The sequence below is a fragment of the Ruegeria sp. CL6 genome (genome assembly GCF_056536465.1).
The window spans coordinates 1-10,407 of record NZ_JBQFPR010000017.1 but is presented as its reverse complement, the minus strand read 5'-3'; the positions used below and the strand labels follow the sequence as shown (position 1 = coordinate 10,407).

Annotated in this window: 13 protein-coding genes and 1 pseudogene; 11 read left to right on the top strand and 3 right to left on the bottom strand. The window is 54.1% G+C overall.

Going from position 1 to position 10,407, the window contains the following annotated elements; genetic code table 11:
- The first annotated feature begins 151 nt into the window (after positions 1 to 151).
- Complete coding sequence (locus ACR0LH_RS21275) at positions 152 to 1,141, top strand: phosphatase PAP2 family protein (RefSeq protein ID WP_480722379.1); 990 nt, start codon at positions 152 to 154, stop codon at positions 1,139 to 1,141.
- 67 nt (positions 1,142 to 1,208) lie between these two features.
- On the opposite strand, the gene ACR0LH_RS21270 is transcribed toward ACR0LH_RS21275, so the two are convergent.
- From ACR0LH_RS21270 to ACR0LH_RS21260, 3 genes are read right to left on the bottom strand one after another with little or no spacing between them, the layout of a single operon-like run.
- Complete coding sequence (locus ACR0LH_RS21270) at positions 1,209 to 1,556, bottom strand: DUF6538 domain-containing protein (RefSeq protein ID WP_480722378.1); 348 nt, start codon at positions 1,554 to 1,556, stop codon at positions 1,209 to 1,211.
- A gap of 37 nt (positions 1,557 to 1,593) precedes the next feature.
- Positions 1,594 to 1,785 carry a hypothetical protein gene (locus ACR0LH_RS21265; protein WP_480722377.1) on the bottom strand — a complete coding sequence of 64 codons (192 nt, stop codon included), beginning with the start codon at positions 1,783 to 1,785 and terminating at the stop codon, positions 1,594 to 1,596.
- On the bottom strand, positions 1,778 to 1,945 hold the full coding sequence (locus ACR0LH_RS21260) for a hypothetical protein (protein WP_480722376.1): 168 nt from the start codon (positions 1,943 to 1,945) through the stop codon (positions 1,778 to 1,780). The genes ACR0LH_RS21265 and ACR0LH_RS21260 overlap by 8 nt, the downstream gene beginning before the upstream one ends.
- 33 nt (positions 1,946 to 1,978) lie before the next feature.
- On the opposite strand from ACR0LH_RS21260, the pseudogene ACR0LH_RS21255 reads away from it, so the two are divergent.
- The 10 genes and pseudogenes from ACR0LH_RS21255 to ACR0LH_RS21210 form a co-directional block, all read left to right on the top strand.
- Positions 1,979 to 2,275 (top strand): annotated as a pseudogene (locus ACR0LH_RS21255) (TniQ family protein); the annotation flags it as partial.
- Positions 2,276 to 2,542: 267 nt separating this feature from the next.
- Positions 2,543 to 3,724, top strand: coding sequence for a hypothetical protein (locus ACR0LH_RS21250; protein WP_480722380.1), 1,182 nt, complete (start codon positions 2,543 to 2,545; stop codon positions 3,722 to 3,724).
- Between the two features lie 24 nt (positions 3,725 to 3,748).
- Entirely contained in the window at positions 3,749 to 4,195 is a 447-nt protein-coding gene (locus tag ACR0LH_RS21245; protein ID WP_480722374.1) for a hypothetical protein, read from the top strand.
- Positions 4,192 to 5,436, top strand: coding sequence for a HupE/UreJ family protein (locus tag ACR0LH_RS21240; RefSeq protein WP_480722373.1), 1,245 nt, complete (start codon positions 4,192 to 4,194; stop codon positions 5,434 to 5,436). Before ACR0LH_RS21245 ends, ACR0LH_RS21240 begins: the two co-directional genes overlap by 4 nt.
- Before the next feature lie 42 nt (positions 5,437 to 5,478).
- Positions 5,479 to 6,417 (top strand): efflux RND transporter periplasmic adaptor subunit, encoded by a 939-nt coding sequence (locus ACR0LH_RS21235; protein ID WP_480722371.1) that lies wholly within the window; start codon positions 5,479 to 5,481, stop codon positions 6,415 to 6,417.
- 7 nt (positions 6,418 to 6,424) lie between these two features.
- Positions 6,425 to 6,766 carry a hypothetical protein gene (locus ACR0LH_RS21230; protein WP_480722370.1) on the top strand — a complete coding sequence of 114 codons (342 nt, stop codon included), beginning with the start codon at positions 6,425 to 6,427 and terminating at the stop codon, positions 6,764 to 6,766.
- Positions 6,767 to 6,769: 3 nt separating this feature from the next.
- Positions 6,770 to 7,573, top strand: a complete 804-nt coding sequence (locus ACR0LH_RS21225; RefSeq protein WP_480722368.1) for a DUF1194 domain-containing protein — start codon at positions 6,770 to 6,772, stop codon at positions 7,571 to 7,573.
- 779 nt (positions 7,574 to 8,352) lie between these two features.
- Positions 8,353 to 9,771, top strand: coding sequence for a tannase/feruloyl esterase family alpha/beta hydrolase (locus ACR0LH_RS21220; protein WP_480722366.1), 1,419 nt, complete (start codon positions 8,353 to 8,355; stop codon positions 9,769 to 9,771).
- 136 nt (positions 9,772 to 9,907) lie between these two features.
- Positions 9,908 to 10,075 (top strand): hypothetical protein, encoded by a 168-nt coding sequence (locus ACR0LH_RS21215; RefSeq protein WP_480722365.1) that lies wholly within the window; start codon positions 9,908 to 9,910, stop codon positions 10,073 to 10,075.
- Complete coding sequence (locus ACR0LH_RS21210; protein WP_170554962.1) at positions 10,068 to 10,259, top strand: hypothetical protein; 192 nt, start codon at positions 10,068 to 10,070, stop codon at positions 10,257 to 10,259. The genes ACR0LH_RS21215 and ACR0LH_RS21210 overlap by 8 nt, the downstream gene beginning before the upstream one ends.
- Positions 10,260 to 10,407: the final 148 nt, after the last annotated feature.

The following is a 10,407-nucleotide window of genomic DNA, read 5'->3' as shown; positions in this document are numbered from 1 at the left end:
CAGTCAAGAGCCTTGACCCAGTTTCAAAGGCAATGCCGCCGCTATTGTTGAGTGTACCAATTGAAAAGCCCGGCGAAAGCACCCCTCCGTTCTTAACTGTGAAGTTGAATGTGTTCACTTCAACTGTTATGAAGCAATTCAAAGCGGAACTATGTTTGAAGCCAAGATAAGTATCTCCAAATTTATTAACTCGGTGGAATGCGCGCTCGGCCTAATGGTTGTTGCACTGAACGTGCTTTGGCCGCTGATCGCGATGGTGCGCGGTATCGAAATTGATTGTTACCTGGCCACATTTGAATTTCTACTTATGTTTGGAACTGTTTGCTTTGGCGTTTATCTCAGGGTTCGCCTGAAGCTTGAGGCATCGGCAAAACTTTTCATTACGATGGGTTTTCTGATCGCCCTGCTTTCAGGAGCTATGAACCTAATTTACCTGCGGTTTCCGGTGGACACGCTATGGCTTGATCCGATTTTGGATGCTGCGGATAGTGCGATTGGGTACGACTGGCTGACTTTTGTGGTTTGGCTTTCGGAAAACCCCAAGATCGCCAACACATTGGGCTTCATCTATATTTCATCATTGTTTCAGATTGTTTTTATGGCTGCGGTGCTTTCGCTAACCGGACGGGATCGCACCTTGTATCGGATGCTGCTAACTGCGTTTGTGGCACTTTATGCAACTGTCGCCATTTGGATTATCGCACCCAGTTTTGGACCCGCTATCTTTTACACACTCCCCCCCGAAGCCGAAGCGAAATTTCAATTGGTCAACAATTCACGTTTTAAATCAGAAGTGTGGCATCTAGTCACCGATGGTGCTGGCACCGTGCCGCCGACACCAAAACTCGGTCTTATTGCGTTCCCATCCTACCATACAGTGATGCTTCTTTTGGTCTTGGTTTATGCATGGGACACCCCTGTACGCTGGCCCGTCGTAGTGGTCAACATTCCGATGTTGCCCGCAATTCTTGGGCAAGGCGCGCACTATGTTGCAGATGTTGTTGCCGGAGTTTTGGTGTTCATCGCCGCTGCATGGATGTCCAGACAGAAAATAGTAGGCCCAGAGACATGGCCTGTGTCGTTTGGTACCGAGAACGAGCAGGAATTTCCTATTATTCCCTTAGGTCGTCCACCGAAGTGAGCCTAGTGTTGTCAGTCGAATTCGAACACCAGTTTCTGGCAATCCAGTTGACCCGCCCCGATAACGATCAGCGCGCGCGGCGCGCCGGTGCCCGCTCCAGATTGCACCCAGAGTCCTCCAGAGTGGCCCGGAGACGGACGAGAGACGACTCTGGTTGGTCAACCCAATCAGGAACGTTAGCAGTGTTCGTAGGGGCAGACAGGGCATCTTCAGCTTGCGACCGAACCTGGTCCACCAGCGTCTCGAACTGTGCATTGACCTCAGCGGCTCGGACACGGGCAGTGTTACGATCCCCGGTCTTGAGGCTCTGCTTCCGCGCCTGAGCGCCCAGCGCGAGAGCCACGTCAACGGGATAGTTGCGTCTGAACAACCACGTATGACCCTTCAGATAGGCATAGCGAATGTGAGCAGACATAGGTCTCCTCCTTTCAGATTTGGAATTTGGGATGAGTTCAGTTGGTTGAGACGAGTCTGACGATCATCTCGAGAGCCGGTTCGCCGTACGCACCAGCCAAAGGGCCGGTGACAGCAAAGCCGGTCACGCAGTCTTCGAGCACCTCTTCCACGCGGAACAGATGTTCAGGGACGTCATCAAAGGCGCGGACGACCACGACGTCACCGGGGTTCAGCTCCAGCTCATTCATCGTCGGACCTCCACGTCCAGAGAGCTGCCAGCAGAACCAGCGCTGAGACAGCGGGATGAGACCGCGAAACCACCCAGAGCATCGTCGTCAGGACGGCCTTGGGCGGTGGGTGCAAAAGAAAACCCCCGACGAGAACGCCGAGGGCAGACAGGTACTTCATGGATCAAACTCCTGCAGTTGCTTCTTTATTTAGATGCAGGAGGTTGCTCGGTTTCTGGGGAGTGGACGTTCAGTTTTTTTGGTTGAATGTCCGAGTTGCGGACAAAGCCGACTTAGGCCACGAAGGCTTCATTCCCTAAACAACATTTTTGGGATTAGTTCGTCGGTGCGGGATGAAGTCCTCGGGTCTCGTTCACTTAGAAATCCGGTAATCCGAGGCTGCCCTCATTGTTTACGTGAAGACGCTGAGATTGAACAAATTAAACCTCTTGCTCATATGACAATGCGTGGGGATTGGCAGTTTCGGAAAGTTGATCTTTGCATCAAGCACTCACACCCGTTGGTAGAGCTTTGGGAACGGAATTCCCTAACAGAAAGATATGACTTTTCGTCTCGTTTATCGGCGATTTTGGATGATATCCAAGAACGCCGGTTGGAGCGGCCTCGAGTCGAGATATCGCCCTACGATCATTGGCTCGATTCACGACTGCGAACCGGAGCCGACGACACGTGGCTGTCCGGCCATACTCTTTATGCCGCAACAACATTCTGCACGCTTCTTGGGACAGAGCTCTTACGGTTGGAAGCCTCATCTGACTTGGACCAGTTTGCGCAGTTGCGGAGGGCCCGCGCTCTTGGGTTTCAGGCAGCAAGCCAAGGAGAGGCCAAAATCAATGGCGCTTTAGATCAGCTTGCCAAGCTTGCAGAGGCTGCCAAAGCTGGGCCACAGAAGGCCTTTGGCCGTATGTTTGTTGATTTTGGTCAAGCGCACTTGGAAAAAGTTGACTTCGCCCCATTCCGAAAAATACTGCGGGACTGCATCATCCGCCACTGGCCAGTTGCTGCCGGAGAAACCGTATTGGGGATAGTGCAACCGGAACGGAAACTGCATTCAATCATTACGGCTTCTCAAGAAACAGGCATCGGGCAATCGCTAATTGAGCAGTTTCTGGTTCACGCTGGCGCAATTGGTTCTGACGACGACAGGCCTGCGGCACGCAAGACTTTTGAAGCCGTAAAATATGCAGAATTGTTGGCTGAAATACCGACGCTGGTCGGCCCAATCGCCATGCAACAAGCGATGGGCGCAACAAAAGGAGAGTTTGCATCGCTGGCTCAAAGTGAAATCCTAGTGCGACGGATTCCCAACGCAAAAGTAAAGTCACCTTGGCGCATTTCAGATGGTGTCGCATTGGTTGATGAACTCCACGAGCTCGCGATGTCAATCGAAGCAATTGACGAGAGCTGGGAGCGGATTCAAGACGCTAAAAACCGCACTAATCTGAGTTTAGCCGCTATCATCAAGCAGGTGCGAGTGCAGAAACTCCAACTAGGACGGCGGGTGGATCTTGAAGGCTACACCGCTTTTTGCGTTCTGAAAGAAGAAATCGACGCGATGAAGACCGAAGAGGTAGAGCGCACAGGCTGTCCAATGATGACTGCGGCTGCGTTTGGTCGTTCGGTTGGAATACGTACTCAGGGATGGTTTGAAAGGCTTTCTTCTGCCGGCCATACACCAGCAACTCGCAGGCCGCATCCAAAATACGGTGGTGACTGGATCTATGCCTCAATCGGAGACATTGAGGAGTTTCACAAACGCTTCGTGACTTCGAAGACAATTAGAGACGACTTTGGTCACTATAGGAGGTTTTTGCTAAAGAAATTGAATAGGTTTGCGCCAAACGGCGAGGACTATGGACCGCTCTTTCTGCGCGAGGATGTCGAAGCTTTATTGCATCAAGATGGTTGGCTGGAGCCAAATCGTCGACGAAATGAGTAAAAATCCGGCGTTCAGTGAGTTTACTTGTTAGAGCGTAGTGCGCAGGAAATCGCGGAACAGGTCGCCGAGAAGATTATCCGTAACTTAGGCACGTCTCAGTTGGAGGTCTTGCCAGCGCAGTTCGCCGCCTCACTCACGCCATATGTTACCGCCGAAGCCACCATACCCGTTGGTTCTGAACTCAGGCGCGGGTTGTCGGTCTCGCTGCCGACAGGGGCCGTGGCCCAGGTCGATGAAATCGACCGCATTCGAGTTGAAGAGGTCGCCGCAGACGGAGCGACCCATCAGATTCTTGTCAGATGGTCTGCTTATTTGAGCGGCGGCCATTGGGGACACCAACATCGCCGTGCCATCGACTACCGGGCTTTGATGGATGTGGTTGCGTCTGACGGACAATGGATGGTGTCAGGTTTGACCATCATCGAAGCAAAATCCCCGACTATTGAACCCGACACGGAGTCCAGCTCATGAGATATCTCGCTATCGCCTTTGCGCTAATCATTGGCTTTGGAAATGCAGCTCTTGCGCATTTCAAGCTGAACCAGAACGTGCGGGTGCATCATGTTACGCACTCTGACGAAGGGTTGGACGTCTATCTGCGAATGCCCATGTCCTATGTGGTCGCTGAGCTAGTCGGGCCCGAAGGAACGGACGGACTGCCTGCGCCTGCGCCTTATACATACAACCAGATCGAAGACGATGTGCTGATGCACTACGTCGATCAGACTGCCCTGCGTAATGACCCGAACGGGCTGGCTGCGCTGGCCGAAGGAACACTTGTGCTTTCGGTTGAAGGCCAGCCACAGATCGCATCGATCAAGGCCTTGCGCCTGCATCCGCTAGGCTCGGAGCCGGGCTTTGCTACTTTGTCCGAGGCGCATATCGCGTTGGCAGATGGTGATGTGTTTCCGACAACCGGTGAGACCTATGTGGGCGACGTCATGGTCGATCTGCATCTGCGCTATACCACTGGTCCCGTCAGTGCTTACAGCCTGTCCTACAGTTCCGACCCTGGCCTTCCGGGACAGGAAGACACTGCGAACTTGATCCTCGATTACAACGGCGATCAGGTTCGTACTTACCGCGCCACTGGGTTGATGCACGATCCGGTCAATGTGTCCGGTTCTGCGACTGCCGCGGCCTCGACCTTCTTTGTTGAGGGCATCCGCCACATCCTTGAAGGCCCTGACCACGTCTTGTTTGTGCTCTGCATGATTATTGGAGCGCTCAACCTGCACAGCCTTCTGGCGCGGGTCACCGGTTTTACCCTTGGTCATACGGTAACTCTGATCCTGGGCTTCTTTGGTTTCGCTCCCAGTGGTGCGTGGTTCATACCCACGGTCGAGCTGTTGATTGCCCTTTCGATCATATACGCCGCCGTGATGGCGGTGCGGCCGCCTGAAAGGGGGCACGGCGATGTGCGCGCCTTTGCCATTACCTCGGGCATCGGGTTGCTGCACGGGTTCGGTTTCTCGTTCATGCTGCATCAGATCCTGCGGGTGGATGCGCCCAATGTCTGGCACAGCCTGCTGGCCTTTAATGTCGGTGTCGAGGCCGGGCAGCTGATGATTGTCCTTCTGATCTGGCCGCTGGTTCTGTTCCTGCGCAAGCAGCCAGGCCGCATCTGGATCGGTTCCCGCGCGGCTGTTGCTGTCTGCGCCAGCCTGATCGCAATGGTCTGGGTGGTCGAGCGGGCAGAGTTCTTCTTATAGTAAAAACTCAATGTGTAGATTTATGACAGTCAGAGGCGTTTCATGGTACTCATTCTGCTGATTTATTTCGGGCTTCTTTGGCTTGTCTTTTTCAAGCTGAAGCTGCTGCCGTCGAACCGTCTCAGCAAGATCATGTCCGTTCTGGTTGGTCTGGGCATTTGCCTCTATGTGATTGCCCAATTGAATACGACAACTCCATCAGGCCGGATTGCCGTGATGGGCGTGGTCGTAGAGATTGCTCCTTCCGTGCGCGGGGAAGTTACAGAGGTTCCTGTCACTCCCAACCAGTCCGTGGCCGCCGGAGACGTTCTGTTCCGAATAGACCCCGCTCCATACCAGGCCACTGTTGATGAGGCCCAAGCATCGGTGGAGATCGCGTCGTTGACGCTACAACGACAGCAATCCGCGTTTGACAAGAACCCCGGGCTATCGGTCTCGCAACAGGATCTTGACGAAAGCCGCGCCGCGCTGGATGCAGCCGAGGCACGTTTACAGTCCGCTCTGCTTGATCTGGAAGATACAATTGTACGCGCACCACAGAACGGGATCGTAACTGCCGTAAGCCTGTCACCGGGCAATCAGGTCAGATCTTCGGCCGGAGTGATGCCCTTCATCGAAACGGATTCACTGCGTCTGGTTGGAGTGTTCAGCCAGAACGGCTCAGCTGCACTGACGGCCGGGATGCCGGCAGAACTGGTTTTGGATGCGGCGCCGGGACGGATTCTGACCTCCAGCGTATCCCAAATCTCTCCGGGCACGTCAGGTGGACAGATCCCGGTGAGTTCTGATCTGCTCTCAGCGGCGTCAATTGGGTCAAGCTCGGAGGTTCTGATCATATTGGACTGGCCAGAGGATCTGCCACCTCATGCTGCGCAGCTTGGTATGGTCGGCTCAGCCACAGTTTATAACCCCGAAGCAGGACCCTTCGAAATCCTTGCAAAAATACTAATCAGGATCCGTGGATTGGCTGCCTATCTCTGAGTTGACGATGTTAGTTTCAGGAGAAAATGGCTCACCCTGCTTTCTTGTTGCCAGCCTTTCCGGGCTTCTTTTTGCCTTTGGGTTCAAAAAACTCGTTACCGCCGCATTCGCTTTACTGCCAAAAAAACCGTTCGACCGGGATATGGAAAAAAAGCTGCAAAACCGCATATCCGGAATTGCAAAGCTCGAATTTCAAGGTCTGCTTCGGGCTGATACCAGTAACTCCGCTGAAGTGACATTCGTATCCTCAACGATTGAACCAAGCCGTCGTGTTGTAGAGCTATTTGTCCACAAAAACTTGATCAACCACTTGAAGCTTGACTTAACAGCGCATCGCGCCATCCGATAACTGATGCTACGTAACTTGTTCCTGACAATTGTCGCAATTGCCTCTCTCTCGGCAACTCCTGTCGCGTCTGAGAAAATTGAAGTCGATCTGGAACTGGCCCTTCTTGTCGATGTTTCAAGGTCGATGACTGAGCGAGAACTCGAGATTCAGCGGCAGGGTTACGCCGCAGCCTTGATGTCGGATGAAGTCTTCGCCGCTGTTCAGTCGGGCCCTTTGCAACGGGTGGCTTTGACATACGTCGAGTGGGCGGGAACACAAGACGTTATTGTTGACTGGATGCTGTTAGAAACGCGCGCTGATCTGAATGAGTTTGCGGGTGTTCTGACCACGCGTTTCGATCCCGCCTTGCGCCGCACTTCAATCTCTGAGGCCCTGATCTTCGGTGCAAGGATGATCGAAGGGAACAAATTCGAAGGTCTGCGTAAAGTTATCGACGTATCTGGCGACGGGCCTAACAATCAGGGTCGCCCGGTTTTGCAAGCCCGTGAGGCAGTATTGTCGAAGTCGATCACCATAAATGGGTTACCGCTGATGACCCGTGAAGGTATGGGGAGTCAGTGGCACCTCGACGATCTTGATGTCTACTATCAGAACTGTGTGACGGGCGGACCTGGTTCATTCGTAATCCCGGTGCTTGACTGGCAAGGCTTTGCGGAGGCCGTACGACGAAAATTGGTTCTGGAAATTGGGTCAGCGCCAGCAATAGGAGAGGCTCTGAAGGCGCAATACATCGCACCCTCAGACTATGACTGCCTGATTGGCGAGAAGATCTGGGAACGGAACCAACAAATCTGGAGCGAACCCTAGACGCGGCCTTTGCATCAACCACCCGAGGTTCGATACAAAAAGTCAGCAGCAATTTTCTGAGGAAAACTAGCGTTCTGCGCTTTCAATAGAAATGCACAGACGGTGGTAAATCTTCGACACAGTGTGAGTAGACAAACTTATTGACATCGATTTGCACGAGCCGAGTGAAATTTGCACGCTTATGGGTAATTCGCAATGTTCTGATGATCTGGCTGGGGTGGTAGGAATCCTTGCCCTCCGATGATTGTTATCGGCTTTTTAGCGAAGCTCGAGAAACTGGGGCGGTTGCGGGGGCGGAATGGAGCGTCAGCGGAATGAGCACGGGGCATTTTGACCGCTAGAGAGGCTGTTATCGTGTGCTGACTGGGTGCTGACGATATCGCTAAAACCGCCCAGTGGCGCTGGCTGGACCGCTGACGACTGGTTCCGGGTGCTGACGGTTGGTCGCTGGTGCTGACGGGGGCTTTGGCGAGTGTTCCAGCTAAGCGCAGCGAAGGGCTGTTGGGAGCCCGAAACGGACCTTGATCTTACCCTTTACGTCTGTTGTTAGGTTCCTGTCGCGTGTTAGGGTGCCGGAGAAATCACCATTTTCCAAAAGGTATGTGATGCTGGTATCTCTCTGGCAGCCGTTCTTGAATCCCAGTTTTATACAACGGACCTGCGCGCTCATTCTCGCCTGGATTGTGTCGACGGGAGCTCCGGTCCTCGCAAGTGAGGCTGAGTGCGAGAAAAAGCGTTTTGATCCGCTTCCAGAACTTCGCCTTGTTTCGGTGGAGCCGTTGGCAGACCCCGTGCCGCATTGCAGGGTCGAGGGTGTGATCGGTAGCAAGATACATTTCGAGCTACTGCTTCCAGACAATTGGAACAGCAAATTCGTCATGGGTGGCGGGGGTGGTTTTGTCGGGTCCGTGATGAATACAGCGCTTCTGTACGGAGCACTTCAATCTGGCTATGCGACGGTTGGTACCGATACAGGGCATCAGGGCCACCCAGCAGACGCCAGCTGGGCCCTCAATGATTTGGAAGCCTTGGTCAACTTCGGGCATCTGGCGGTACACCGAACGGCGGTCACAGCCAAAGCCCTTATCAACTCATACTACGAGGCATCGATTGCCCGCAGCTACTTCACAGGTTGCTCGCGGGGCGGGGGTCAGGCAATCATGTCCGCTCTACGCTATCCCGAGGATTTCGACGCGGTTGCCGCTGGCGCCTACGCCATTGATTGGACGGGAATTGCGGTGCAGGCGACCAGCATCAATCAGGTGATGTACCCTGATCCCAAGGACTTGGAACAAGCGGTTCTGGGTCCGAAGGCCCAGGAATTGGTTGAGACATCCTATCTGGCCGCTTGCGATGGGTTGGATGGACTCGAAGACGGTATTCTCAATGACCCGCGCCAGTGCAAGTTCGACCTGTCCAGCCTCCAATGCGATGCTGAAAAATCCGAAGACTGCTTGAGCGCCGAGGAAGTTGCAGCATTCAAGGTCGTTTACGAAGGGCCAAGGGACACCGACGGCAATCAACTTTATTACGGGTTCCCGTTTGGAGGTGAGACTGCCGAAGGCGGCTGGAGTCGCTGGCTGACCGGCGGCCTAAAATATCAGGAAGGTGAAGGAGATTTTCAGGAAGGCGTCGGATCCGGCGGATTCGAGGCTCCGGTCTCGCCGAACGCCTTCTTCAGCTTTGGCAACGGGATCATGCAGAGTTTCGTCTATCACGACCCGGCCTGGACATACGAGAATTTCGATTTCAGAACCTACGCGAAGGATTCTTCAGCAGCAGCGGAAACCTTGAATGCAACTAACCCTGATCTTTCTGAGTTTCGTGGGCGCGGGGGCAAGATGCTGTTGTATTCCGGCTGGTCCGACAACGCGCAATCCGGGCTGGCGATGGTTGGCTACTACGACGACGTAATCGCGCATGATCCGAGCGCCGCCGAGGATGTTCGCCTGTTCATGATGCCCGGAGTGGAACATTGCTTTGGAGGCCCCGGCCCGTCGTGGGTGAATTTCCTTACCGAGATCGACAAGTGGGCGGAAACGGGTGAAGCACCTGACGAGATCATCGCGTATTGGCTAGACGGTCAGGCTCAGCCAGCCGGGGCCAGACCCATTTGCGCCTATCCGGAAGTCGCAAAGTATGACGGCAGTGGTGACCCTCGGGACCCATCGAGCTTTTCGTGCCGTTCCGGCAATTGACGCTGTTCGCAAAAATATTGAATGGCCGCAAAGTTCGCAAACCCGCCATTCGCGCAGCAACCCTGAACGTCTGCTCCAGTCAAAACCGAGGAACTTCCTGCATCTAAATAAAGAAGCAACTGCAGGAGTTTGATCCATGAAGTACCTGTCTGCCCTCGGCGTTCTCGTCGGGGATTTTCTTTTGCACCCACCGCCCAAGGCTGTCCTGACAACGATGCTCTGGGTGGTCTCGCGGTCTCACCCCGCTGTCTCAGCTCTGGTTCTGCTGGCGGTCCTCTGGACGTGGAAGTCCGACGATGACTGAGCTGGAGCTGAACCCCGGTGACGTCGTGGTCATCCATGCCTTCGATGACGTCCCTGAACATCTGTTCCGTGTGGAAGAGGTGTTCGAAGACTGCGTGACCGGCTTTGCTGTGACTGGCCCTCTGGCTGGAACCTACGGCGAACCGGCACTCGAGATGATCGTCAGACTCGTCTCAACCAACTGAACCCATCCCACATTCCAAACTTGAAAGGAGGAGACCTATGTCTGCTCACATTCGCTATGCCTATCTGAAGGGCCATACGTGGCTGTTCAGACGTAACTATCCCGTTGACGTTGCTCTCGCGCTGGGCGCTCAGGCGCTGAAGCAGAGC

Bases quoted from the DNA above. Each gene is read 5' to 3' on its own strand.
- ACR0LH_RS21270 (WP_480722378.1), bottom strand. From the start codon at position 1,556: ATGTCTGCTCACATTCGCTATGCCTATCTGAAGGGTCATACGTGGTTG.
- ACR0LH_RS21215 (WP_480722365.1), top strand. From the start codon at position 9,908: ATGAAGTACCTGTCTGCCCTCGGCGTTCTCGTCGGGGATTTTCTTTTG.
- ACR0LH_RS21275 (WP_480722379.1), top strand. From the start codon at position 152: ATGTTTGAAGCCAAGATAAGTATCTCCAAATTTATTAACTCGGTGGAA.
- ACR0LH_RS21235 (WP_480722371.1), top strand. From the start codon at position 5,479: ATGGTACTCATTCTGCTGATTTATTTCGGGCTTCTTTGGCTTGTCTTT.
- ACR0LH_RS21230 (WP_480722370.1), top strand. From the start codon at position 6,425: ATGTTAGTTTCAGGAGAAAATGGCTCACCCTGCTTTCTTGTTGCCAGC.
- ACR0LH_RS21265 (WP_480722377.1), bottom strand. From the start codon at position 1,785: ATGAATGAGCTGGAGCTGAACCCCGGTGACGTCGTGGTCGTCCGCGCC.
- ACR0LH_RS21260 (WP_480722376.1), bottom strand. From the start codon at position 1,945: ATGAAGTACCTGTCTGCCCTCGGCGTTCTCGTCGGGGGTTTTCTTTTG.
- ACR0LH_RS21240 (WP_480722373.1), top strand. From the start codon at position 4,192: ATGAGATATCTCGCTATCGCCTTTGCGCTAATCATTGGCTTTGGAAAT.
- ACR0LH_RS21225 (WP_480722368.1), top strand. From the start codon at position 6,770: ATGCTACGTAACTTGTTCCTGACAATTGTCGCAATTGCCTCTCTCTCG.
- ACR0LH_RS21210 (WP_170554962.1), top strand. From the start codon at position 10,068: ATGACTGAGCTGGAGCTGAACCCCGGTGACGTCGTGGTCATCCATGCC.